General features: G+C 64.3%; 23 protein-coding genes and 2 tRNA genes. 6 read left to right on the forward strand and 19 right to left on the reverse strand.

Annotated features, from left to right (window positions below):
• Positions 1-11 precede the first annotated feature (11 nt).
• From PQ457_RS06260 to PQ457_RS06330, 15 genes are all read right to left on the reverse strand, one after another.
• The gene (locus PQ457_RS06260) at positions 12-1,148 is read right to left on the reverse strand and encodes an NAD(P)/FAD-dependent oxidoreductase (RefSeq protein WP_273618874.1); all 1,137 of its coding nucleotides are present in this window, start codon (positions 1,146-1,148) and stop codon (positions 12-14) included.
• Positions 1,145-2,515 carry an FAD/NAD(P)-dependent oxidoreductase gene (locus PQ457_RS06265; protein ID WP_273618875.1) on the reverse strand — a complete coding sequence of 457 codons (1,371 nt, stop codon included), beginning with the start codon at positions 2,513-2,515 and terminating at the stop codon, positions 1,145-1,147. Before PQ457_RS06265 ends, PQ457_RS06260 begins: the two co-directional genes overlap by 4 nt.
• Positions 2,497-2,835, reverse strand: coding sequence for a (2Fe-2S)-binding protein (locus tag PQ457_RS06270; protein ID WP_273618876.1), 339 nt, complete (start codon positions 2,833-2,835; stop codon positions 2,497-2,499). Before PQ457_RS06270 ends, PQ457_RS06265 begins: the two co-directional genes overlap by 19 nt.
• Positions 2,832-4,604: an ABC transporter ATP-binding protein gene (locus PQ457_RS06275; RefSeq protein WP_273618877.1), complete on the reverse strand. Its 1,773-nt coding sequence runs from the start codon at positions 4,602-4,604 to the stop codon at positions 2,832-2,834. The genes PQ457_RS06270 and PQ457_RS06275 overlap by 4 nt, the downstream gene beginning before the upstream one ends.
• Positions 4,601-5,422: an ABC transporter permease gene (locus tag PQ457_RS06280; protein ID WP_273618878.1), complete on the reverse strand. Its 822-nt coding sequence runs from the start codon at positions 5,420-5,422 to the stop codon at positions 4,601-4,603. Before PQ457_RS06280 ends, PQ457_RS06275 begins: the two co-directional genes overlap by 4 nt.
• Positions 5,419-6,405, reverse strand: a complete 987-nt coding sequence (locus PQ457_RS06285; RefSeq protein ID WP_273618879.1) for an ABC transporter permease — start codon at positions 6,403-6,405, stop codon at positions 5,419-5,421. Before PQ457_RS06285 ends, PQ457_RS06280 begins: the two co-directional genes overlap by 4 nt.
• The gene (locus PQ457_RS06290; RefSeq protein ID WP_420540984.1) at positions 6,402-7,922 is read right to left on the reverse strand and encodes an ABC transporter substrate-binding protein; all 1,521 of its coding nucleotides are present in this window, start codon (positions 7,920-7,922) and stop codon (positions 6,402-6,404) included. Before PQ457_RS06290 ends, PQ457_RS06285 begins: the two co-directional genes overlap by 4 nt.
• Positions 7,922-9,148 carry an NAD(P)/FAD-dependent oxidoreductase gene (locus PQ457_RS06295; RefSeq protein WP_273618881.1) on the reverse strand — a complete coding sequence of 409 codons (1,227 nt, stop codon included), beginning with the start codon at positions 9,146-9,148 and terminating at the stop codon, positions 7,922-7,924. The genes PQ457_RS06290 and PQ457_RS06295 overlap by 1 nt, the downstream gene beginning before the upstream one ends.
• Positions 9,149-9,207: 59 nt before the next feature.
• Complete coding sequence (locus PQ457_RS06300; protein ID WP_273618882.1) at positions 9,208-9,876, reverse strand: haloacid dehalogenase type II; 669 nt, start codon at positions 9,874-9,876, stop codon at positions 9,208-9,210.
• Between the two features lie 148 nt (positions 9,877-10,024).
• On the reverse strand, positions 10,025-10,978 hold the full coding sequence (locus PQ457_RS06305) for a 2-hydroxyacid dehydrogenase (protein WP_273618883.1): 954 nt from the start codon (positions 10,976-10,978) through the stop codon (positions 10,025-10,027).
• Positions 10,975-11,952 (reverse strand): PepSY-associated TM helix domain-containing protein, encoded by a 978-nt coding sequence (locus tag PQ457_RS06310; protein ID WP_273618884.1) that lies wholly within the window; start codon positions 11,950-11,952, stop codon positions 10,975-10,977. The genes PQ457_RS06305 and PQ457_RS06310 overlap by 4 nt, the downstream gene beginning before the upstream one ends.
• 76 nt (positions 11,953-12,028) lie before the next feature.
• Positions 12,029-14,155 (reverse strand): TonB-dependent siderophore receptor, encoded by a 2,127-nt coding sequence (locus PQ457_RS06315; RefSeq protein WP_273618885.1) that lies wholly within the window; start codon positions 14,153-14,155, stop codon positions 12,029-12,031.
• Between the two features lie 229 nt (positions 14,156-14,384).
• The gene (locus PQ457_RS06320) at positions 14,385-15,560 is read right to left on the reverse strand and encodes an acetyltransferase domain-containing protein (protein WP_273618886.1); all 1,176 of its coding nucleotides are present in this window, start codon (positions 15,558-15,560) and stop codon (positions 14,385-14,387) included.
• Between the two features lie 59 nt (positions 15,561-15,619).
• Positions 15,620-15,862, reverse strand: a complete 243-nt coding sequence (locus PQ457_RS06325; protein ID WP_273618887.1) for a hypothetical protein — start codon at positions 15,860-15,862, stop codon at positions 15,620-15,622.
• Between the two features lie 131 nt (positions 15,863-15,993).
• Entirely contained in the window at positions 15,994-16,416 is a 423-nt protein-coding gene (locus PQ457_RS06330; protein WP_273618888.1) for a copper resistance protein CopC, read from the reverse strand.
• A 106-nt stretch (positions 16,417-16,522) separates the two neighbouring features.
• Here PQ457_RS06330 and PQ457_RS06335 point away from each other — a divergent pair, with 106 nt between their 5' ends.
• The 4 genes from PQ457_RS06335 to PQ457_RS06350 all read left to right on the forward strand — a co-directional run bounded on the left by PQ457_RS06335 (position 16,523) and on the right by PQ457_RS06350 (position 19,482).
• Positions 16,523-16,792, forward strand: a complete 270-nt coding sequence (locus PQ457_RS06335) for a hypothetical protein (RefSeq protein ID WP_273618889.1) — start codon at positions 16,523-16,525, stop codon at positions 16,790-16,792.
• Positions 16,789-17,238 (forward strand): periplasmic heavy metal sensor, encoded by a 450-nt coding sequence (locus PQ457_RS06340; protein ID WP_273618890.1) that lies wholly within the window; start codon positions 16,789-16,791, stop codon positions 17,236-17,238. Before PQ457_RS06335 ends, PQ457_RS06340 begins: the two co-directional genes overlap by 4 nt.
• A complete protein-coding gene (locus PQ457_RS06345; protein WP_273618891.1) occupies positions 17,238-17,813 on the forward strand; it encodes an RNA polymerase sigma factor in 576 nt (191 codons plus the stop codon). The genes PQ457_RS06340 and PQ457_RS06345 overlap by 1 nt, the downstream gene beginning before the upstream one ends.
• A 466-nt stretch (positions 17,814-18,279) precedes the next feature.
• On the forward strand, positions 18,280-19,482 hold the full coding sequence (locus PQ457_RS06350) for a glycosyltransferase (RefSeq protein WP_273618892.1): 1,203 nt from the start codon (positions 18,280-18,282) through the stop codon (positions 19,480-19,482).
• Between the two features lie 144 nt (positions 19,483-19,626).
• Here PQ457_RS06350 and PQ457_RS06355 read toward each other — a convergent pair.
• Positions 19,627-19,703 (reverse strand) — tRNA-Pro (locus PQ457_RS06355).
• A 340-nt stretch (positions 19,704-20,043) separates the two neighbouring features.
• On the opposite strand from PQ457_RS06355, the gene PQ457_RS06360 reads away from it, so the two are divergent.
• On the forward strand, positions 20,044-20,583 hold the full coding sequence (locus tag PQ457_RS06360; protein WP_273618893.1) for a hypothetical protein: 540 nt from the start codon (positions 20,044-20,046) through the stop codon (positions 20,581-20,583).
• Between the two features lie 116 nt (positions 20,584-20,699).
• On the opposite strand, the gene PQ457_RS06365 is transcribed toward PQ457_RS06360, so the two are convergent.
• The 3 genes from PQ457_RS06365 to PQ457_RS06375 all read right to left on the reverse strand — a co-directional run bounded on the left by PQ457_RS06365 (position 20,700) and on the right by PQ457_RS06375 (position 23,588).
• A tRNA-Ile gene (locus PQ457_RS06365) sits at positions 20,700-20,775 on the reverse strand.
• 66 nt (positions 20,776-20,841) lie between these two features.
• A complete protein-coding gene (locus PQ457_RS06370) occupies positions 20,842-21,846 on the reverse strand; it encodes a polysaccharide deacetylase family protein (RefSeq protein WP_273618894.1) in 1,005 nt (334 codons plus the stop codon).
• Positions 21,847-21,872: 26 nt separating this feature from the next.
• Positions 21,873-23,588 carry a sensor histidine kinase gene (locus PQ457_RS06375; RefSeq protein ID WP_273618895.1) on the reverse strand — a complete coding sequence of 572 codons (1,716 nt, stop codon included), beginning with the start codon at positions 23,586-23,588 and terminating at the stop codon, positions 21,873-21,875.
• Positions 23,589-23,897: 309 nt separating this feature from the next.
• Between PQ457_RS06375 and PQ457_RS06380 the strand changes: the two genes are divergently transcribed.
• Positions 23,898-24,365, forward strand: a complete 468-nt coding sequence (locus PQ457_RS06380) for an Lrp/AsnC family transcriptional regulator (RefSeq protein WP_168602778.1) — start codon at positions 23,898-23,900, stop codon at positions 24,363-24,365.
• Positions 24,366-24,457: the final 92 nt, after the last annotated feature.

A 24,457-nucleotide genomic window follows, 5' to 3' on the forward strand; every position in this document is an offset into this window, starting at 1 on the left:
CCCCCCAACGCTTATTTGGCAAACCGCGTCACGCTGTAATGCTCCAGCGGAATATCGGTCGCGCCCGTGGCGATCAATTCGGCCATGGTTTCGCCCACGCCCGGCCCGATCTGAAACCCGCTGCCTGAAAAGCCGAAAGCGTGGAACAGGCCCGAAACCTTCGCGCTTGGCCCCATGATCGGCAGGGCGTCATCGGTATAGCCCTCGATCCCGCTCCATACGCGGATCACCTGCAGATTGGCCAGAGCGGGGGCCAGGCGGCGCAGATGTTCAAACTGCGTCATCGTATTTTGCGGCAGGACATAGGAGCGGTAATCATCCGGATAGGATTGCGCCCGGCATGATCCGCCCAGCACGATATTGCCCCGCGCCACCTGGCGGAAATAGACGGTTTCGACTTCCTCGGGCGTCATCACGCCCACGGCGGGCGCGATGGCATAGGGCACCGGCTCGGTTACGCTCATGGTCGGCGCGCGCGGGGTGAGGGGGATTTCCTCGCCAAACCAGCCCGCGATCTTGCCCGCCCATGCGCCCGCCGTGATCAGCAGGATGGGCGCGGCAAACCGGCGGCCATCCTGCGCGGTCAGGCGAAAATCCTCGCCGATCTTTTCGGCATGGACAATCTTGGTGTCCTCGATGATCGAGGCCCCCAGCCGCGCCGCCGCCCGCGCAAAGGCAGGCGCGGCAAGGCGCGGGTTGGCATGGCCGTCCGTGGCCGAATAAGACCCGGCCAGCACATCCGGCCCCAGCCACGGGAATTTCTCGCGCAGGGCATTGGCCGACATCAATTCGAGGTCCAGCCCTTCCTCGCGGGCAAGGGCGGCATATTCCTCCATCTTGCCGACATTTTCCGGGCGCTCGCGGAAACATACGCGGATATGGCCGCTTTGCAGATATTCCACATCCGAGCCCAGCAATTGCGGGGAATCGCGCCAGATGCGGATCGCGCGATTGGCGAGGGGGAGCTGAAAGATCGGGCGGCCCTGACGGCGCACATTGCCGAAATTGGTGCCGCTGGCCTGCCGTCCCACCTTGTCGGTTTCCAGCACCGTCACCGACAGGCCGCGCTGGCGAAGGAAAAACGCCGCGCTGCATCCCATCAAACCGCCGCCGATGATGGCGACATCGCTCTGGTGGATCGGGGTCATAGGTCGTTCCGCTTCAGGCTGACGGGGATGGGTTTGACGGGGGCCTGCCCGCGCAGGCGGCCGGTCTTTTCCAGCGATACGGCGCGCGCCGCCGCGATGATTTCGGCGCTGGCATGGCCGCAATAGCGCCCCTGACAACGGCCCATGCCCACGCGGCTGAAGGCTTTCGCCCGGTTGGCCTCCTGCGCATGGGCGGAGTTAACACTGGCGCGCAAAGTGGCGGCGGTCACGGCCTCGCAGCGGCAGACGATGGCCTCGTCGGGGATGGCGGCGACCAGTTCATGCGGCCATGGGAAAGCCTGTGCCAAACCTTTGGCAAAACGCATGTAATTTGCCTTTTCGGCCAGCAGCCAGCGGCGGCGATCCGCATCCACCGACAGGCCCAGATCCGCCAGCGCCGCCATCGCGGCCAGTTCGCCCGTCACCTCGGCGCTGCGCGCGCCCAGCACGCGGGCGCCATCGCCGCCAAGGTAGAGCGCATGGCCCGCCCGCCCATCGGCATCGGTCTGGGGCAACCACTGGCGCGTGGCCGGATCAAAGGCGAAAGTCGCGCGGGCCAGATCGGCAATCTGCGCCTCGGGCTTGACATGCCAGCCCATCGCGACCGCATCGCCCGCGAAATGCTTGACCGCGCCCTTGTGGCGCACGGTCACGCCCGACACGCCGGTCTGCGGCTCGCCCTCGATTTCCACCGGCGTCACACCCGTCAGCACCGGCACGCCCGCGCGTTTCAGATCGCGCAGCAGCTTTACCCCCTGCCACAGCAGTTCGGGCATCGCGGCCAGTTTGGGCGCGGCCTTGACCCGCAGCCAGAAGGGCGAGGTGTCCAGCACGGCGGCCACCTCGGCCCCGGCCTTCACATATTGCGCGCCGGCCAGATAGAGCAGCGGCCCGGATCCCATGAAGATCACCCGGTGTCCGATCGCGCAGCCCTGCGCCTTCAAGGCAATCTGCGCCCCGCCCAGCGAATAGCATCCCGCCGCCTGCCAGCCTTTGATCGGCGCCACGCGGTCGCTGGCCCCGCTGCACACGATCAGCGCGTCATAAGGAATGGCCTGCGTCTCGCCCTCATGCGCGGCCCAGACATGGCCCTCCGACACATTCCAGACCAGCGTTTCGGGGCGATAGTCGATATGGGGCGCAAGGGCGGCGAAATCCTCATGGATCGCGCGGGCGCGGGCCGCCTCGGTGCCATAGAGCGCGTCATGATCGCGCTGGAAATTTTCGGGCGGGCGGCGATAGATCTGGCCCCCGGCGCGCGCGGCCTCGTCAATGACGATGGGGCGCAGCCCGGCGCGGACCACGGCGGCCGCTGCGCGCACCCCGGCGGGGCCTGCGCCGACGATGATTACTTGACGGTCGCCCATGTGGCCTCCGGCTGATGCGTCGAAATGTCCATGCCGTTTTCCACCGGCGTCGAACAGGCGCGCAGGCGCGCGCCCGATGCGGTCCAGACCCAGCAATCCTGACACGCGCCCATCAGGCAGAAGCCCGCGCGCCGGCCATCGCCGGGCTGAGGGGCGGCCAGTTCGCTTGCGGCAAACTCGCTGGTGCGCAGGGCATCGCCGTTGGTCAGTATCGCCACCATCAGCGTATCGCCCAAAAGAGCGGTAACGCCCACGCCGTCGATGGTGAGGCTCACCTCTGGCCGGTCGGTTTCGACAAGGCGGCGGAAACGGGCGGTCATGCTGGTTCCTTGAAGCTGGGGGAATGGTGACACAGCCAGCGCATGCCATCGCCCTCGCGCACAGGCGCGGGAACGGCATCGCACAGGCCCGGAACGGCATCGGCGCAGCGCGGCTGGAACGGGCAAAGCCCCTCGATCCGGAAACCGCGCAGGATCGGCGCGCGCGTGGTGTCCAGCCAGCGCGGGTCCATCGTGGGCAGGCTGGATTTGAGCAATTCGGTATAGGGATGATGGCGCGGCCCGTTGAACGCCGCGCGCGTGGCCAGTTCGACCGGCGTACCGCCATAGAGCACCAGCACCTTTTCACACAGGGCCGAGACGGCATGGATGTCATGGCTGATAAACACTGTGGCCAGCCCCAGATCGCGGCGCAGATCCTCGATTAGCGAAAGGATCGCGGCGCCCACCACCGTATCGAGCGCGGATGTCACCTCGTCGCAGAGCAATACTTTCGGTTCGGCCGCCAGCGCGCGGGCAAGGTTGACGCGCTGCTTCTGGCCGCCCGAAAGTTTCGTAACGGGCCGGTCGATCACCTCTGGCGGCAGGCGCGTCAGGTCGAGCAGTTCGGCCACCCGCCGATCCGCCGCGCTGCCTGTCAGCCCGTGGTAATGCTGCAAGGGGCGGGCAAGGATGCGCCGCACGCTATGCGCCGGATTGAGCGCGGTATCGGCGTTTTGAAACACCAGTTGCACGGTGCGGAACTGGTCGAGACTGCGATCCTCCAGCCGTGGCGGCAGGGCGCTGCCGTTCAGCAGAACCTTGCCCTGCGCGGCGGGCAGCAGCCCGGCGATCACACGGGCCAGCGTCGATTTGCCCGACCCGCTTTCGCCAATGATGCCCAGCGCGCCGCCCGCAGGCAGATCAAACGCCACATCGCGCAGCACCGGGATTTGCGGCATCCCATCGACCACGCGCCCATAGCCCGCCGTCAGCCCCCGCACCGAGAGCACCGGTGCAGCATCATCGCCCGCAGGCGCGGCAGGCACCGGATGGGGCGCATTGACCAGCACCTGCGTATAGGCATCGCGCGGCGCGGTCAGCACCTGCTCGGCCGGACCTTCCTCGACCAGCCGCCCTTTCAAAAGCACGGCGATGCGGTCGGCCATCTGGGCCACCACGGCAAGATCATGGCTGACATAGATCGCGGTGGCGCCCCGGCCATGGTTGCAATGGGCCAGCGCGGCCTTGAAGCATTTCAGCACCTCGACCTGGGTGGTCACGTCCAGCGCGGTGGTCGGCTCGTCAAGGATCACCAGTTCGGGATCGGTGATCAGCGCCATGGCGGCCATCAACCGCTGCAATTGCCCGCCCGACACCTGATGCGGATAGCGCTCGCCAATCGTTTCGGGCGAGGGCAGGGCCAGCGCGCGGAACAGGTCCACCGCCTTGGCCTCGGCCTCTTCGCGCGTCATGATGCGGTGGATCAGGGCCGGTTCGATCACCTGCGCCATGATCCGGCGCGAAGGGTTGAAGGCCGCCGCCGCGCTTTGGGCGATATAGGCGATATGGCGGCCCCGGATCGCGGAGAGCTCTTCCTCGCTCTTGCCCTCGATGACCATGCCGCCCACGCGGATCGTGCCGCCCGCGATGCGCCCGCCGTGGCGGCACCATCCCATCAGCGCCAGCGCGGTCGTGCTCTTGCCCGAACCGGATTCACCGATCAGCGCCAGCACTTGCCCACGCGGCACGGCAAAGGAAATGTCCGAGACAATCGGCACATCGCCCACGGCCACGGTCAGGCCGGAAACTTCGATATGAGGCGCGCTCATCGTTTGTCCTCGGGCTTGAGGGCGTCAATCAACAGGTTAGTCCCCACCGTCAGCACGGCAATCGCCAACGCGGGCGCAAGGATGGCGGGCGCGCCCTCGGTCAGGCCGGAGATATTTTCGCGCACCAGCGAGCCGAGATCGGCATAGGGCGGTTGAACCCCAAGGCCGAGAAACGACAGACCCGAAAGCAGCAACACCACGAACACAAAGCGCAGCCCCAGATCGGCCAGCAACGGGTGGACCATATTGGGCAGCACCTCGTGGAGGGCGATGGCGAATTTGCGCTCGCCCCGCGCGCGGGCCGCCGCCACGAAATCCAGCGCGGCAAGGTTCATCGCCAGCGCGCGCGCGATGCGGAAATTGCCCGGCACATAGGTCAGCGCGCAGATCAGCAGCAGGAGCGGCAAGGATGAGCCGCAGGCCGCCACCAGCACCAGCGCGAGGATCTTGGACGGAATCGAGATCAGCGTGTCCATCGCGCGTGAGATGACCTCATCGACCATCCCGCCCGACAGCGTGGCCCAGAGCGCCAGCGAAGTCCCGCAGCAGGCCGCGATCAGCGCCGCGCCCAGCCCCAGAAACACCGTATAGCGCGCGCCGAAGAGCAGGCGTGAAAACACGTCGCGGCCCAGATAGTCGCTGCCCAGCCAGAAGCGCGCGGACAGGCCGGAAAACACGTCCTGATCGACAAAGGCGCCCACCGGATGGGGCGCGACCCACGGCCCCGCCACCGCCAGCACCAGCCAGAAGCCGACGAAACCGGCGGCAATGCGCGTGGCCAGAGGGGCCTGGGTCAAAAGCGAGATCGAGCGTTTCATTGCGCACGCAGCCTTGGGTTGGCCAGCAGCGCGACCATGTCGGCCACCAGCATCAAGAGAAGATAGGCCGAGCAGAAAATCATCGCGCAGGCCTGAAGCAAGGGCATGTCACGGCTGGTCACGGCATTGACCATCAGGCTGGCCAGCCCCGGAAAGTTGAAGATCGTTTCGACAATGATCGCCCCGCCCATCAGATAGGAAAGCGAAAGCGCCATCGCGTTCACGATCGGCCCCAGACAGTTGGGCAGCACATGGCCCAGCACCACGCGCGAGAGCGAGGCGCCCTTCAAACGCGCCATTTCAACATAGGGCCGGTCAAGCTGGTCGGCGATGGCCGCGCGCGTCATGCGCGCCATCTGCGCCACCACCACCACCGTCAGCGACAGGATCGGCAGCGCGCAGGAGCGCAGCGTATCGCTCCACGAAGCCTCGGCCGACACCATCGCAATCGAGGGCAGCCACATCAGCTTGACCGAAAAGATCAGCACGCCCACCGTTGCCACCAGAAATTCGGGCAGCGCCACCATCGAGAGCGAGGCAAGATTGATCGCCCGGTCGATCCATGTACCGCGCCGGATCGCCGCCGCAATGCCCATCACCAGCGCCAGAGGCACAGCCAGCACCGCCGTCATGCCCGCCAGCATCAGCGTATTGGGCAGGCGTTCGGCGATGATCGCGCGCACCGGCATCCCGGCCACCAGAGATTGGCCCGCATCGCCATGCATCATGCCCGACAGCCAGCGCGCGTAACGCACCGGGGCGGGCTGGTCCAGGCCCATTTCGTGGCGCAGCGCGGCGACCTGTTCGGGCGTGGCGGACTGGCCAAGAGCCTCCTGCGCGGCGTCGCCCGGCAGCAGGCCCGCAATGGCAAAGATCACCATCGAGACCAGCAGCAGCGTAAGCAGAGCCGATCCCGCCCGCCGCCCCAGCAAGGGCCACAGGCTGGCTTTGGCCGCCCCGTTTCCGGTTTTTGGCCCGCTCATGCCGCCCACCATACGTGTTCGGCAAATTGATAGCCCATCAATCCCCCCATCGGCAGCGGGTTCAGCCCCTGCAACCGCCGGTCATGCCCGTCGATCAGGTTGATGAAGACCGGAATGATCGAGCCGCACCGGTCATGGACGATCTGCTGCATCTCGCCATACATGGCCTTGCGGTTCGCCTCGTTGGTTTCGCCGCGCGCGGCCAGCAGCAACTGGTCGAAACGGGGGTTCTTCCAGCCCGTCTCATTCCATGGCGCATCGGATTTGTAGAACAGCGAAAAGACCAGATCGGCCGTCGGGCGCGGATTGGTGCTGCCAAAGGAAAGCGGGTGGCGCATCCAGTGGGTGGACCAGTAACCGTCCGAGGGAACCCGCGTGATGGCCAGATCAAGCCCCACGCGCGCGCCATATTCCTGAAGCACCGAGGCCATATCGACCGAACCCTCGACCGCCGGGCCGCAAAAGATCGGCAGGCGCACATTCTGAAACCCGCCCCGCTGCACATGCCATTTGGCCCGGTCCAGATCGAGCGCGGTCTGGGGGATCGCGGGGTTGTAATAGGGATGGAACGGCGGGATCGGCTGATCATTGCCGATGGTGGCATAGCCGCGAAACAGCGCGCGTTTGACCAGCGGGCGATCAATCAGATGTTTGAGCGCGGCGATGAAATCGGGATTGCCGCTGGGCAGGCGATCCATCCGCGCGATCAGGTTTGAATAGAGCGCCGATGGCGTGGTGGCGATGGCATGGGCGGGCGAGGCTTCGACCCGGCGCGTGGAAAGCGGGGCCACGGCGTTCACCAGCTGCACATCGCCCGCCAGCAGCGCATTGACGCGGCTTACCTCATCGGGAATGGCGATCAGTTCCACCCGGTCAAGGTAAGGCTTGCCCGGCACCCAGTAATCGGGGTTGCGCACCGTGACGGTGCGGATGCCGGGCTTGAATTCGGCCAGACGGAAAGCGCCGGTGCCGTTGCCGTCGGGCCGGTCCACCCCGTGGCGCACGATCAGGAAATGCGACTGCGCCAGAATGGCGGGCAAATCCGCATTCGGCCCGGTCAGGCGGATGTTGACGCCATAGCGCCCATCGGCCCGCACTTCGGCAAATTGCTCGGCAAGGCTGGCCATCTTGCTGCCCAGCCCGGGGTCTTTGTGGCGCAGCAGCGAAAAGACGACGTCGGCACTGGTCAGTTCGCCGCCCTGATGGAAATGCACGCCCCGGCGCAGGGCGATATGCCATGTGATGCGGTCCGCGCTCTCGATCCGTTCGGCCAGCGAGGGCCGCGCGATCAGATCATGGCCAATCCGCGTCAGGCCCGAATAGAGCATGTAATGGCGCACATAATCGGTCGACAGCGCGCCCTTGGCCGGGTCGAGCGTGTCGGCGGTGGAGACGGATTGCGTGGCCACCCGGATCGAGCCGCCGCGTTTCGGCATTGTTTTGCCAAAGGCGGGGGCATAGCCCGTCAGCCCGGCGCCCAATCCGCCCAGCATCATGGCGCGGCGTGAAAAGTCCATCATTGGAAATAATCCAGCACGCGATAATAGGCGCCCACAAAGGGCAGGAACCATGGCTTGCCCAGATGGCCGGGAATGGCGGGCCAGTTCAGGTCGGCAAAGGGATTGGCATTGGCATCGCCCCCCATCACCCTGGCCATCTGTCCGCCCATATGAGTGGCCATCTGCACCCCGTGGCCCGAATAGCCCATGGCGTAATAGAGGCCCTCATGCTCGCCCGCGCGGGGCAGGCGGTCCTGCGTCAGGTCGATCGCGCCGCCCCAGCGATGCTCGATTTGCGTGCCCGCCAGATCGGGGAACAGGCGCAGCATGGCCTTTTCCAGAATATCAGCGCCCTTGAGATCAGAGGCCGGATTGGACAGGGCAAAGCGCGCCCGCCCGCCAAACACCAGACGATTGTCGGCGGTCAGGCGGAAGTAATTACCGATGATCCGGCTGGTGACGTAATTGCGGCGGCCGGGGAACAGGTGATCGACCAGCGCGGCGTCAATCGGCGCGGTGGCGATGGCAAAGCTGCCCACGGTGACGATGCGGCGGCGAAACCAGCCGAAGGGCGCCTGCGGGCTGGCCCCGCCGGTGGCGACCAGAACCTGCGAGGCGGACAAGGTGCCGCGCGGGGTTTCAAGGCGATATTGCGCGCCCTCGCGGCGGATGCCCGTCACGGTGGCCTGTTCCCAGATATGCGCGCCAGCGCGGGCGGCGGCATGGGCAAGGCCCACCCCGAACCGGCCCACATGAAGCTGCGCGCTCGTATGCTGGATCAGCGCGCCGTAAAAACCCTCGGCACGGATCTCCTGCGCCAGACCATCGGCATCCACCAGCGAAACATTGGGGTCCACCTCGGCGGAAAGCAGCTTGTAGGCCGCCTCGATCTTGGTGAAATGCTCCGGCTTGGCGGCCAGTTTGGCGCGACCCGCGCGGCGGAAATCGCAGGCGATGCCTTCCTCGCGGGCAAGGCGTTCGACCGTATCGACCGCATCGCAATGGGCCAGATACCAGCGGCGCGCCTTGTCCACGCCATGCGCGGCGGCCAGAGCGCCGAAATCATGCGCCGTGCCCGCGTTGCATTGCCCGCCGTTGCGGCCTGATGCCGCCCCGATCACCGGCCCCCCTTCGAGCAGCGCGACCCTTGCCCCGCCCTTGGCCAGAGCCAGCGCCGCCGACAGGCCGGTAAACCCGCCGCCGATGATGGCCGCATCATAGCGGCCCTCGACCGGCCCGGTCATGCCGGAGGCAAAACCGGGAGCCGTCGCTTGCCAGAGGGAAAGGGCAGGGCGCATCAGGGTCAGAGGCCCACCAGAGCGGGCAGACAGCCGATGTGGGGGATTTCGACATCGCGGTAATTGGCGTTCGACGGTTCATGCCCGCGCCCGACGAAAACGCGCGTGCCAAAGCCAAGGTCGGTTGCGGTGTTCTGGTCATAGCGGAAGCTGGACGAGACATGCATGCCCACCTCAGGCCCCCAGCCGAGCTGGTCGAACATATATTCGAAGGCCTGCATGCGCGGCTTGTAGGCCTGCGCGCTCTCGGCAGTATAGACGGCGTAGAAAGGCGCGCCCAGCTTGGCCACATTGTCGTGGATCTGGCTGTTCATCGCGTTGGACAGAATGACCAGCGGAATTTTGGTGCCGATCTTCGACAGGCCGCCCGGTACATCCGGGTGCGGGCCCCAGGTGGGCACGGCCTGATAGATCGCCTCGCCATAGGCTTCGTCATAGGCCACGCCCCATTTTTTGGCGGTGCGGGAAAGGGCATTGCCGATCACTTCGCGATAGGGCTTCCACGCGCCCAGCACTTCATCAAGGCGATAGGCCGAGAAGTCCTTGATGAAGGCGGGCATCTTTTCCTCGCCGATCACATCGCCATAGAACTGGCGCGCCATGTCGCCCATGTGAAACTTGATCAGCGTGCCATAGCAGTCGAAGCTGATGAACTTGGGAGTGAAAATCGTCATGGGTCCATCCTGAAAAGGGTGCGCGCCTTGGCACCGAACACGCTCATAATAGGCCACCGCCGCGCCGGAAGAAGAAGCCGATTGCCATCGCCGCAAGGGGGCGCATACGGTTTTTTAAGCGGGCCTTTCGGCACACTATGCCGCGCCCTCAATAACCCCTGCTGCGGTCGATGTCGCCCGCCACGCTCTGGCCCGCCATCACGCCTTTGAGCGCGTCTATCAGCGCGTAAACAGCCGTGTCGATGCGGGTGACGCCCGCGATATGGGGGGTCAGGAAAACCGCGGGATGGCTGCGCAAAGCGTGGGTTTCGGGCAGGGGTTCGGGGGTCGAGACATCGAGGAAGGCAGCACTTAACGCTCCTTCGTCCAGCGCGGACAGCAGATCCTCCTGCACCAGATGCCCGCCGCGCGCGACATTGATGAGAGCAGCACCGCGCGGCATTTTGGCAAAGGTTTCACGGCACAGAATGCCGCGCGTTTCATCCGTCAGCGGCAGCAGGCAGACAAGGATGTCCAGCCCGCCCAGAAAGGCGTCCATGCCCGCGTCGCCCGCGAATGTTTCCACGCCCTCGATGGCGCGCCCGCTGCGGCTCCAGCCCGAAAGGCGAAAGCCGATGGGGGAGAGCATGCGGATCGCGGCCTGACCCAGCTCGCCCAATCCCATGATGCCCACGCGGCGCTCGCGCGCCATCTTGACCGGCATATAGGGAAAGGTTCCGGCGCGCTGTCCCGCCACCAGCGCGGGCAGATCGCGGTGCAGCGCCAGCACGGCCATCGTCACATATTCGGCCATGGTGGTGGTGATGCCCGGCTCGATCATGCGGATCACGCGCACATGGGGCGGCAGGATCGAGAGGTCTAGCTGATCCACCCCCGCGCCGATGGAAAACAGCACCTCCAGATTGGGCAGGGCAGCGATGATCTCTTCGGACAGCGTCCATGCGATGAGATAGCGTACATCCTGCGCATCGCCGATGGCGGGCCAGCAGCGGAAGGGCACCTCGGGAAGATCGCGGGCGAAGATTTCGGCCCACGCCGCGCCGCGCTTGGGGTCGCCGCAGTGGACGATGGTGGCGCAATCGGCGCGGGAAAGAATGGTCATTTGCTTTTTCCTTTACGGGCGCGGTTCCATGCGATCACGCCGCTGATGGTGAGAAAGAGGAGCGCGCCGCCGACCAGCGCGATGAGGGTCTGGCCGAAAATGCCCAGCGCATCGCCCGTATGCAAGGGCAGCAGCCGCATCCACAAAGCGGGTGCATCGGCAGCGCGAGTGACGCGGGGGGCGCCATCGGGGGCGATCGTCACGGTGTCGAGATCCCAGTGATTGGTGCTGCGCGCCGCGAAATGGAATGTGGCATGGCCCGATGGCGCAAGGCGGATGTCGCGCAAGGGCTGGCCGTGCAGGGCGGCGCGGGCATAGGCGGCGTCCAGCATGGGGGCGGGGTCAAGGCGTGCAGGGCCGTCCGCAGCCGGCACGATCAGCGGCCAGACCAGCAGCAGTCCCGTCACCGCCATCATCCCCAGCAGCGCCGAGGCGACCACCCCGGTCGAGCGATGCCACAGGCGTAATTTCAAACGCTTGGGTGCGCGGGCGGGGATCGACAGGCCCTGGCGCAGCCGCCCCTTGCCCGGCCACCAGAAGATGATCCCGCTGATGCCCAGCGCCAGCAGACCGATGGCTTCGAGCGCCACCAGCGCTGAACCCGCAGGCCCGGAAAACAGGCTGTTGTGCCATTCCATCGCCACGCGCCACGGGTCATTCCAGAGCGTGCCGGTGCTCAGCACATGGCCGGTGGCCGGGTCGATGGCCACGAAAACGTGATGGCCCGATGCGTTGCCCATGCGCGCCACCACCGGGCCATCGGGCGGATAATCGAGGCGAAAGGCGCGAAACCCCGGCGCGGCCCGCATCGCGCTTTGCACCAAGGCCGAAGGGGGCAGGGCAGGCCCCGGCATGATCGCCGCGCGGGGCGGGGGGACCAGCAGGAGCAGCCCCGTCAAAGCCTGCAAGGCAAGGATCGGGGCGAGAGCAAGCGCGATACGGCGATGCCAGATCAGCAGGCTTTTGCGGTTCATCGGCGGCTTTCCGGCAAGAAGGCACAAAAAAGCCACCGCCTGCGTGGGGGCAGGCGGTGGCCAGTCAGGATGGAACTTAGAACGCGTAGCTGATGCGCCCGGTGATCGTGCGCGGCGCACCCGGCGCCACCCACAGCGTCGAGTAGGACGAGGCGTACCACGTGATGTCGAACAGGTTTGTGACATCCACGCCGAGGCGGATGCGCTTGGTCGGCTCGTAGGTCAGCAGCGCGCGGGTCAGCGTATAGGCGGGCAGGAAGAAGGTCGTTGCCGTTTCGCCCAGACGCGAGGAGACATAGTTGACGCCCGCGCCCACCGTGACCTTGCCCTTTTCGCCCAGATCAAAGCCCTTGGTCACCAACAGGTTGGCGGTATGGGCCGGGATGTTGATCAGCTTGGCGCCGGGCTGGATGGTCTGCGAGAAATTGGGATCAAGCGAGCTGCTGGTCCAATGCGCGTCGGTATAGGCATAGGTGGCATGCAGTTCGACCATGCCGGGCAGATGCCCGTCCACCCCGGCTTCGACACCGGTGCTGCGCGCGCTGCCGCCCGCAATCGAGAAGCCCGCATTGATCGGGTCCGAAGTCAGGATGTTCTGCTTGGTCATGGTAAAGACCGCCAGTGAGGCGCTGATGACCTTGCTCGTATAGCGTGCACCCACTTCATAGGACTTGCTGGTTTCCGGCGCAAAGGGGTTGTTGTTGGCGTCGGTGCCGCTGTTGGGGCGGAAACCGTTGCCCCATGCCGCATACAGGCCCACGCGCGGGTTCACGTCATAGAGCAGGCCCACGGTCGGGCTGAAGCGTTCCTTGACCGAATTGGTGGTGGGCGCAAAATTGCCGACACGCGCGCCGATCTGCTGGTTGAAATGGTCAAAGCGGCCGCCAAAGCGGATCTTGACCTTTTCGCCGATATCCATCTGGTCCTGGAAATAGATGCCCCAGCTCTTCTGCTTTTCCAGCGAATTGAAGACGGTGCTGGTGGGGGTGGGCATCAGGCCATAGACGGGCGCGAACACGTTGATGGCGTTGCTGGCGGCCGTGACCGGGCTGCCTGCGGTATAGGCCACGGGGCGATAGCGGGTCTGCAGCAGGTTGATGTCGAATTCGTCCATATCCGCGCCCAGCAGGACGTGGTGCAGGATCGGCCCCGTGGTGATCCGTCCCGAGATTTCCGCACGGCCCGTGATGTTGCGCGTGCGGAAATCGCGATAGCGGCGCTGGCGGGCCAGCATCGTTCCGGTGCTGTAGAAGGTCTGGCGTCCGGGGGCCAGTTCGGCGTCCTCGGAAAAGCCGATCATGCTGGTTTCGCGCAGGCCAAAGCCCGCGATCACCACCCAGTCGCCGCCCAGCTTCTGCTGCAACTGCGCCTGATGGCCCAGCACATTGACGCGGGTAGGCCCGTCGCCGGGTTCGCCAAGGAAGGTATTGCGCGACACCGCGCCCAGCTTGCCGTTGATAGCAACAATGCCGCGATCAAAGGGCGTGCGCAGGCTGACATATTCCAGTTCGTAGCTCAGCGAGGTCTTGTCGGTGGGTTGCCACAGGATCGAGGGGTTGACGACTTCCTTGCTGGATTTCACCGTGTTGCGGAACGATCCGGCGTCCTCGATCGCACCATTGGCACGGATGGCCAGCTTGTCGCTGATGGCGATGTTGAGATCGCCTTCGCCGCGATAGGTGTCAAAGGAGCCGGCCTGCGCGCCGATCTTGCCAAAGGTTTGGCCGAGCTTGGCTTTTTTGGTGATGATGTTGATCGTGCCGCCCGGTTCGCCCCGGCCGAAAACCGCGCCGTTGGGGCCTTTGAGCACTTCGATGGTTTCCACGTTGGACGCATCGCGCGCGCCGCCATAGCCACGCCCGCCGTTAAAGCCGTTGACCAGCACGCCGGTGGGGAAGTTTTCATCGCCCGCAAAGCCGCGGATGGCGAAACTGTCCCACAGGCCGCCGAAATTGTTCTGGCGGACAATGCCGCTGGCAATGTCGGTGATGGAATCCATCTTGGTCAGGTTGACCACGTCCATCAGCTTGGCGTCGATCAACTGGATCGTCTGCGGCAGTTCCTTGACCGGAACATCGCCGCGATAGGCCTGACGCTGGCCGGTGACGACGATGGAGCTGGGCTCATCGGCGGCAAAAACGGGTGTCGAGAGCAGCGCAGCTGTTGCCAGCAGCACGGGTTTGATAGCGGATCGGTCGATCATTCTGGTTATCCCCCTGATGAATGCTTGTTCTCAACCTGCGTGGGTGTCGGACCGATCCGTTTGCGTTGTTTTCCGTCCTTTTGCGAACGGTCGGTCTCTTTTGTGACAATTGTGAGGCTATGCCGATTATGAGGAATCTTTGATCGAAGCGGGGCGATTTGACGGATGATCATGTCGAAAAGATGAGGGGCGCGGCACGATTGATGCGCGCGCCTCCTTGCCCGCCGCTTCAGAGATATTTAAGCCATGCCAGATCGCGGCGGCGCTGCTTCAGCCCGGCAAACCAGCGCGTGGGCAGGTAAAGCACAGGCAACAGGATCGCCACCCAGATCCACACCGTCGAGAGGTGATCGACGCCGAAGAACTGGCCCTTGACCGGGCCGTAAAGCGCCATGGCGACATTATAGATCGCCTTGAGCGTATAAAGGTGCAGCACGTAATAGAACAGCGGCGCACCCCCAAGACAGGCCAGCATCGGCATCGCGCGATGATCGCCCAGCCGTTCAAACCACGCCATCAGCAGGCAGCCTGCGCCAAGCGTCGGCATCAGGAACAGCAGGCTGGGCGGATATTTGGTCAGCGCAAGGAAGCTCATCACGGTGCGCAGCGGGGTTTGCGCCACGAACCAGGGCTTGTCGCCATAGATATTGGCAAAGCGCAGCAGGACAAAACCCAGCACCAGCCCAAGCCCCAGCAGCGCCAGACACCGGATACGCGGCGCCGGATCGGTCCCGCGGGCAAACCAAGGCCCCATGCCATAGCCCAGCGCGATCACCCCGATCCACGGCAGAATGGGATAGGTGATCTTGACCGTCATCCAGTCCACCGCATGGATCGCGGCGTGCTGGTGCAGCAAGGCCCAAGGCACATACCACGCATCGCCTTCGACCAGACGGATCGGATCGAGCAGATTGTGCAGCGTGACAATCCCCAGGCCCAATGCCACCAGCGCCGCGCGCGGCAGATGGAGCAGCGCGGCCAGCGCCAGCATCGACCCGCCGATCGCCCACATCACCTGAAACCACACGGTTGGGGGCGGAAAGTGGTTCGCCTGCGTTGGCCATGCATAGCACACGACCGAGAGTTCGAGCGCAATCAGGAACAGGCCGCGTTTGACGAGGAAGGTGCTGACCTCACCCTTGCTGTGGGATTGGCCGTAAAGCCATGCCGACAGGCCCGTCAGCGCGACGAACACCGGCGCGCAGAAGGTGGAGAGCAGGCGGGTGAAAAACAGGCCCGGATCGACCGTATTGGCATCGACCGGATCGCTGACCTGCAAATGCAGGAAGAAAGTTTCGCGCACATGGTCGACCAGCATGAAGGCCATCACCAGCCCGCGCAGGGCGTCGATCGCAATCAGGCGCGCGGAAGGCGGGCGCGTGGATGCAGGAGTTTCTTGCGTCATATTATATCCCCTTGTCGAGGCCATTGCCGGGCGGTCAAGCGCCGTGACAAGCCGGTCCGTCATCGCAGGCTGCGGGCCGGGGCTTGGTGCAGATCGGGGCTTGGGTGATGCGTGAAACCGGGGGCTGCGCCGGTTTGGCCCCTGTGCCGGACAGCAGGGGCGAAGGCCGGATCGTTCAGGCGCAAAAAGGCCGCGCCTTTGCCATGGCTTGGCGCGAAAGGGATGTCATGGGATTGGGCGGGCGCGGCAAAACCCGCCATCACCCCACACCCCAACGCGATCAGCGGCAGTTTCGTCATCATGCGGCCCCCCGTTCACCAAAGCCGCGAGGCGGCCCCGTGTTATGACGAGCTTATGACAGATCTGCACATTACTTTGCCGAAAATGGTGGGTCCGGCGGCACAGTGTCGCGTTGGGGTGGGGGTTCTCGGTATTAGTGCGTGTTGAAGGTCACGGCGCCGCCGGCCTTTTCGGCGCTCTTGTTGGCGACATGCCAGCGCACGGCATAGGTGCCCTCGGACAAGGCGCGGGGCAGCGTTGCGACCATCGCGCGGCCATCGGGCGAGATAGCGACCTTGACGCCGCCGGTCTTCACCGGCTCATGGTGCTCCATGCCGGGCATCCCGGTCATCAACACCTCGACGCCAGAGGCGGCCGGGTCGATCACCTCGCTGAAATTGAGCGTGATGCGGGTGACATTGGCGGTGTCGCTGCCTTCGGCCGGGGTGGCCGAGGTCAGCGCCGGGGCGGCCAGCGCGGAGGTGCTCAGCGCTGGGGCGGCAAGGGCGATCAGGGGCAGGATCAGGAAACGCATGGGCCAGTTCTCCATATTGAACAGTCCCGGCGGGACAGTCATGACGCGATACGCATGACGCGGGCCTGCCCCTCGCAGAAAAAATGAGGGGCAGAGCCGATGGCTGCGTATAGAAGGCGAAGGGCAGTTGCGAAGAGGCGAGACTAGGATGAAGGTGCAAATCGACGATCTGCTGGCGCGGCTGGGCGCCGCGCAGACCGACCCGCGGCTGGACTTGATCGAGGCGGCGGTGCTGGAAGGCGCCGAACGCGCGCGGCAACCGGCGCTCTCGGTGCCGATGCTGGCGGGGATTGCGGCCATTGCGATGGTTTCGGGGGCGCTGGTTTCCGGGTTGGGCGCGGCGCCGCGCGCGCCGGTCGATCCGCTGGGTCAGGGGCTGGCGCTGGCGCCGTCCACTTTGCTGGAGCGGGCGCTGTGAATCGCAAGGGTTCGTTGCTGCTGGCGCTGGCGCTGGGGTTTGCCGGGGCCTTGGGCGGGGCGATGGTGGCGCGGATGATGCCGCATCGGGTGCAGGACGAAACCGCGCTGCACCAATTGCTGCATGACGAACTGGCGCTTGATGCATCGCAGCAGGCACGCATTGCGGCGATGAACGCCGGCTTTGCCGTGCAGAAGGCGCAACTGGTGGCGCAGCAGCGGGCGGCCAATGCCGATCTGGCGGCGGCCCTGCGCGATGAGCATTCCTATGGCCCACGCGTGGCCGCCGCGGTGGATCGCTCGCATCACGCGATGGGCGCGCTGCAAAAAGCGACGCTGGAGCATGTCTTTGCCATGCGCGCGGTGCTGCGCCCGGATCAGGCGGCGCGTTTCGATGCGGGGGTGGCCCGGATGCTGACGGCCACGGAGGCGGATCAGCCCCGCTGATGCCCGCGCCCGAAGCCTGGAGCCCGCAAGCCTTGAGCGATGGCGATCTGGCCGCGCTGGCGCTGGGCGGGCGGCAGGCGGCCTACAGCGCTCTGCTGCATCGCCACCGCGACGCGGTGTTCCGTATCGCGCGCGCCTCCTGCGGCGACGAGGACGCCGCCTTGGACATCACCCAGCAGAGTTTCATCAGCGCCTTTGCCGCGCTGGGCCGTTATGACCGGACGCGCCCCTTTGTGCATTGGATCGCGCGCATCGCGCTCAACAAATGCCGCGACCGGGCGCGTCGCCGGAAATTGCGCGCGCTGTTCTCCTTTGCTCTGACCGAGGATCACGAGCCCGACATGCCCGATCCGGCGGTAGGGGCCGATGATGCGCTGGCCGACCGGCAGGAACTGGCCCGCGCGATGGCGGCCATAGCGCGCCTGCCCGCGTCCCAGCGCGAGGTTTTGGTGCTGCGCGGGGTAGAGGGCATGGGCGAGGCCGAAGTGGCCGCCTTGCTGGGCATTACCGGCAAGGCGGTGGAAACGCGGCTTTACCGTGCCCGACGCGCTTTGGCCGAGATGCTGGACAAATAGCGCGGGGCGGACGATTTCCGCTGAATGAAAGCCTCAGATCCGGGGTGTCGGCGATTTTCGACTGGAATGGCGGCTGTCGCGCCGGTTGCGGACCTTAATCCAGTTGATCTGTGAATTTTGGCATCAGGCCAACGATTTGCAGATTAGAATATGGACTTTTGGCGCAATGCCGCTGGATCGCGCTAAAAAATCACCCTTTGTGGCCCGACCTGTAACTATAGTTAATTATAACGATGTTTCCAAAGGAATGTGATTTTGAATTATATTGTAATATCCGGCATGGGAAAGGCATCTTGTATGATAATTTAAGAAAATTGACCCGAAAAATTTGATTTTCCTTGGAATGATGACTCAATTGCCTATCCTCGTTAAAATACGTAAACCATAAAAATAGAGATAGTCAAACTGACATAAAAATTCCATATAAACCCGAGGGTCTGATGGGGACGGAGACGGACCGGGCGGTATGAAGATTTTACGGATAATAGCCTCTGCCGATCCGGCGGAAGGTGGACCAATCGAAGGAGTTGTCAGAATAGGAGTTGAACTGGCGCGGAACGGTCACAAACAGGATATTTTGACCATGGATCCGCCCGATGCACCGTTTCTGGCCGATTGCCCGGCCGAGGTGATCGCCATCGGGAGGCCGAGGCACGAGGCGGAGGCTGGCAGCGCGCTGGTTCGCGCCCTGGAAAAGCGTGTCCGTTTTTCGCCCCATGCCATCTCCTGGCTCAAGGCGCATCGTGACAACTATGACGTGGCCATTGTCGAGGGCCTTTGGAATTTCAGCACCATGGCGGCCCGTTGGGGGCTGGTGGGCGGTGATACGCCTTATCTGGTCTTCACCCATGGCATGCTCGATCCATGGTTTAAACAGACCTATCCGCTCAAATCCATGGCCAAGCAAATGTCTTGGCTGCTGAACGAGGGGCCGTTGCTGGCTAATGCTTCGAAGGTGCTGTTCACCACCGAGGAGGAAAGGCTGCTCGCGCGGAACGCTTTCTGGCCCTATCGGGTGCGCGAAAAGGTGGTCGGCTATGGCGCGGCCAACCCGCCGTCCGATGACATTGATCGGCAAATCCTTGCGTTTCGTCGGGCGGTGCCCGAATTGGGCGACCGGCCGTATTTGCTCTATCTCAGCCGCATCCATGAAAAAAAGGGATGTGATCTGCTGATTGAGGCTTTTTCCGAATATGCGGTGCGCCATCCCGATGTCGATCTGGTGATTGCGGGGCCGGATCAGGCGGGCCTCAAGGCGACCCTGCAGGCATTGGCGCAAAAGCTGGGCATCGCCTCGCGGATCCATTGGCCCGGCATGTTGATGGGAGACGCCAAGTGGGGTGCCTATCGCGCGGCCTTGGCCTTCACCCTCATGTCGCATCAGGAAAATTTCGGCATCGTTGTGGCCGAGGCGCTGGCCTGCGGGCTGCCGGTGCTGATTTCGGACAAGGTCAATATCTGGCGCGAAGTCGCGGACAAGCGCGCCGGTTTTGTGGCGCCCGACACGCTGGATGGCGCGCGCGGATTGCTGCAACATCTGTCCGACCTGACCGACGAAGAACGGGCTGATATGGGACGCCGGGCGCGGGCCTGTTTTGAACGTCATTTCGGCTTCAGCAATGCCGCTCTTGCGCTCGAGACGGTGGCCAGGCAAGCCTGCGGTCAATAGGCAGGCGCGCCCGGCTACGGTTGCCGCCCTGCGCGCGCATCCGGCATGGCGGGTGGACGAAATAACAGCCGCCATCTTATGCCGGCCAAGCCACATTCAACAGCGGCTTGGCATTTTATCGCGATCTGTGATGCAGCTGGAAATTGGTCGGGGAGACAAGATTCGAACTTGCGACCCTCTGCTCCCAAAGCAGATGCGCTACCAGGCTGCGCTACTCCCCGACACGCCGATGCCCCTAGGATTGCTGGGCATTTAGCGCAAGCGGAAAAAGACAAGAAGGGCAGCGAGGTGCAGGGTTAGCGCCAAAATGGCGCCGCATCAGACATGCGCCTTGGCAGATTATCGCCAGCTATTCCATCAGATCGGTAAAAGGGCGGCATTATCTTGCGCCCGTTGGCCGGATTATGGATCCGTTATGATTGCAGGCATCCTTGAAAAGAACAGGTCAAACCAAGATGAAGCCCGCGTGTTGACGGGGGGGTGTTACCCTGTTCTCAACAGGAGGGGCTATTGTTCAAGTTTATTTTTCCGGCGGTTCTGTTGATTTCATCCAATTCCGCAATGGCGCAGGACAATTTGGGGAAGACCATCACTTTGGCGCCCAATGCCGAAGTGGTCGTCACGCCCAATGACACGCTCTCGTCCAAGTCGCTGAAGGTTGGGGACAAGTTCAAGATTTCGACCGTTTTTGATGTGATGCAGGAAGGTTATGTCCTGATCCCGCGCGGCACGCCGGGCGAGGCAAGTGTCAGTTATCGCACCGGCAAGGGCGCATTCGGCAAATCGGCCAAGCTGGAGGTGACATTCAATTCGTTGAAACTGGGCGATCGGGTGATCCCGCTGAACGGCACCTATCGCAGCGAGGGGCAGGGCAATGCCGGGGCCGCAGTGGGCGCGGTGGTCGCGGTCGGTGTGTTTGGCGCGTTTGTCACCGGCCATTCGGCCACGCTGACCAATGGGCAGCAATTGCGCGCCCATACCGCCGATCCGGTGTCCTTTACCATTCCTGCCGGCACGGCGCCGGTTCAGGCTGCGGCGCTGGCCCCGGCCGCCCCTGTGGCCAAGGTGGAAAATGCTGCTGCGGTTGCTGTGGCCAATTGACAGCAAAGGGGGAGCGGCGGGCGCCGTTCCCCTTTGCTCGAAGCCCGGCATGGACATGGCGTTGAAGAGAAAAGTGCCGAAAAACAGCGCTGTCGAGGACGGTCTGGTGCAAAGCATGGTGGGCCCGGCAGGACTCGAACCCGCAACCTAGCCGTTATGAGCGGCCAGCTCTAACCATTGAGCTACAGGCCCCAAGCCATGCTTTGCGCAAGAAGCGCCGCCTCGCGTTAGCCGCGCCATGCGCAACAGGCAAGGGCTTCAATCGAACAGAGTGCTTTCCATCACCTCGCGCACGCTGGTCGGTTTGACGCCGCGCGCGATCAGCAATTCAAACACTTGGCGCCACCATTCATACATTTCGTCCAGATCGGCCTCGGTGCGTACATAGGGCGTGTGGCCGGGACAGAGCGAAGGGCTGTGAAAGGACAGGACGATGACCGGCAGGTCTTCGTCCACCGCAATATTGACCGCGCGCAGCGCCTCGCCCACCGTGACGCCCTCAGGCGTCAGGGGAATGCGCTCCAACAAGCCAAAGCGCGCCATCGCCCCGCGCAGCCGGTCAAAGCGGGACAATTTAGGGTAAAGCCATTGCCCATGGCGCCGCAAAAGGCCCGAAAACACTGTGGTCAACGGCATTTCCATCAGGCGCCCCGGTTCGCCCACCCAATAGGGCCGCAGCGGCAGATCGCGAAAATTGGGGCCGCCCCAACCGCTGTAATCAAAGCGCGAGCGCACCGACGTGTCGATGGCCACCCCGGCCTCATGCAGCACATCGGCGGTGTTGGGCCCGATACCATAGCGTCCGGCGCGATAGATCATGGGGGCCGCGCCGAAATTCTCGGCAATCGTGGCATGCAGCTTGAGGAACTTGGCCCGCTCCAGCGCGAAGGGCAGATTGCCCGAAAAGCTATTATACTGGTTAACCTCCTCTTCATAAGGCGGGTTAACCCAAGGATGCAGCTGGACGCCGACTTCCGCTCTCCCGGAGATCACCGCGTCGCGCAGCAATTCTGCGGCAAGAGCGGAGGTGGCCACCGGATAGTCAATCAAATAGATCGGAACGATGCCGAAACCTTCGCAAAACTGCTGAAACTTGCGCAGGCGCGAAACCGTATCGACGCGGTGGCGAGTGCGGGTCAGCGGTTTGGTCCAATCGAATTCCTCCTCGGTATCGATGGTGACCACGAAACGCTGTCCAACCCCTTGGCGAAAGCGGACAAATGCCTCCTGCGCGGGCTGGTCGGTAATCTGGTGAAATGACAAATCGGGCTCCCTGCCGCGCGAAGAAATCAAGCCACCGGCGTTTCGCATGCCTCCGGCCTGTTTTCAGGCACTTGGCTAAGGTTAACGATCGGCAGGGTCAAGCCCGGTAATGTCAGTAAAAGTTGCTGGCCCTCGCGGATGAGGCTGCCCCCTGCGGCCCGCGCCTCGGCGGCGGCAAGACGCAGGGCAAAGCCCGTGCCGAACATGCCCGCGCCGGGTTGATGCGTGGCGGGGACGGCGCCGTGAAACAGTTCCTCATCGTTCAACCCGGCCAGAGCCTGCGGCAGAGCAAAGTCGGCCAGCACCGCATCGCCGCGATGCTCCAGCCGGATCGGCATCGCCTCTCCCGCCTTGCCATTGCCCGCCAGCGTGGCCAGCAGGCGCCAGCAGAGCCGCTCTGCCTCGGTCCCGTCCAGCGCGACAGGGCAGGGGCGCTCATGCCCCTCAAGCCGCAGCGCAGGCCCGCGCTCATCGCTTGCCAATCGAGATACCAGCACATCGAGCGCGGCGGCCAGATCGCATTCGCCTCTGGCCAGCGCGAGACTGCCGCTTTCCAGCCTGGCATAGCGATCGAGTTCCTCGAACCCGGCCAGCATCAGCGCGCTGTCCGCCGCGACAACGGCGGCCAGCGCGCGATATTCATGCGGCGTCGGGCCGAACAATTGCTGTTGAATCACCTCGGCAAAGCCCTGAATCGCATTCACCGGCGTGCGCAATTCATGCAGCAACTGGCGCAGGCGGTCGGTCTCGCTGTCCTGCGCGGGAACGGCGGGGGCAGGGGATGCCGCAACCGCCGCAGGCCGTCGAAAGCGCCCCAGATGGCCGATATAGCGCCCGCCCAGCGGATCGAAGCGCGGCACGGCGTCCACCTGCCATTCGCCCGCAATCGCCGGCGCCCCGGCCAGCGTGATCATCACCGCGCGGAAGGGTTGGTGCAGGCGCACCGCATTGGCCCCCGGCCCATTGCCGCCCAGCCCATAGCCCACCACCATCGGCGCGACCCGCGCCTCGGCCCAGACGATGCGGCCTTCGCCATCGCTGGCGAAATCGAACGACTGGATCGGTTGGCCCGGGCGGGTCTTTTTGGGCGGTGCCGGACGGGCGGCCTCGGCGGCGATGTTGTTTTCTCGGGCCTGACGAAAGGCTTCGATTCGCCGCACCAATGCGCCGATCGTATCCTCGGCCGGCGGCGAGGAGGATTGATAGGCCGACGCGCGCGGGGGCCGGGCCGGGGTCGGAGGCGGCGCGGGCGTTTGGGCCACGGGTTCGGGGGCTTGGGGCGTCGGTTCCTTTGGCGCGGCCGTGCTGCTCAACGCCGGATCGCCTATGCCCAGACGTGCCAGCAGCGCCCGCGCGCCCGGCCCCAGATCGCGCCGCATGCCCAAGCTCCCGCGCGAGGCCAGCGGCAGCGCGGGGATCAGGTCAACCCATTGCTCATCGCTCAATTGCGCGGCGTGGAGCGCGGACAAAGACACCACCGGTTCGGCCCCCGCCAGCGTCGCCACCAGCCGGGGCGCGCGCAGCCGCAGGCCGGGCTGGCGCAGAATCGCCGCGCGGTCGGCCGCCGGAATCCGCCCGCCCAATTCGCCAAGCCGCAGATAGGCCAGATCGACCATTTCGCCCTGTTCCTCAACCGGCAGCGTGCCCAGCAAGTCCAGCAATTGCCGGAACTGAATGCGCGCGACGCCTTGCCCGACTGGCGTCAGGCGAAGGGCGGTGGCAAGGCGGTCGTCATAGCGCATGGTTTTTTGTATCAGCAGTTATGGTGTTTCAGATGGCCTTTCCAAGCCAATACGGCGTGAAATCCTAGCGAGAGGTTAGGATCGGCAGCGGAACCTGTGTACAACTTTATTATGCATCCTATCACACCTGTTGGCAGGCGAAAGCACGTAGCTTGGTGGCGTTGCAATGTGGGACGATTGCGGCCATAGATAATAATATTAGCACGGCCCGCAACAGATGGGCTGATTCTTTCATCTTTGGCGACCCAGCCGACAGGATGGGTCTTTCCGCCGCAATCTGCGGGCCGCAAATGGGGATTTTCCGGGCTTATGGCCAACCTTGATCAGATCGACCGGCGCTTGCTGGCCGAATTGCAGGACGAGGGCCGCGTTACCAATGTCGAATTGGCCCAACGCGTCGGGCTGACCGCGCCGCCTTGCCTGCGCCGTGTGCGCGCGCTTGAGGAAGAGGGCGTCATCCGCGGCTATCACGCCGAACTCGATGGGGCCAAGCTCGGCTTCTCGATAACCGTCTTTGCCATGGTCTCGCTCAAAAGCCAGGCCGAGGAAGCCTTGCGCGGGTTCGAGGACCATGTGCGCGGGCTGCCCGAAGTGCGCGAATGCCATATGCTCAATGGCGAAATCGACTTCATCCTGAAAATCGTCAGCCGCGATCTGCAAAGCTTTCAGGAATTCCTGACCAGCAAGCTGACGCCCGCGCCCAATGTAGCCAGCGTCAAGACGTCGCTGACGATTCGCACGTCGAAGCATTTGCCGGGTGTGCCGTTGGAGGATTGATGCGGGGGGGCGTTGAAGGCCGCCATTTATGCCTCCGGCGGGCCAAGGGACTCGACCCTTGGCAATCCTATTATGGGGTGGCGTAAAGTGGC

Origin of the sequence: Novosphingobium humi (assembly GCF_028607105.1) — a bacterium.
Classification (GTDB): domain Bacteria; phylum Pseudomonadota; class Alphaproteobacteria; order Sphingomonadales; family Sphingomonadaceae; genus Novosphingobium; species Novosphingobium humi.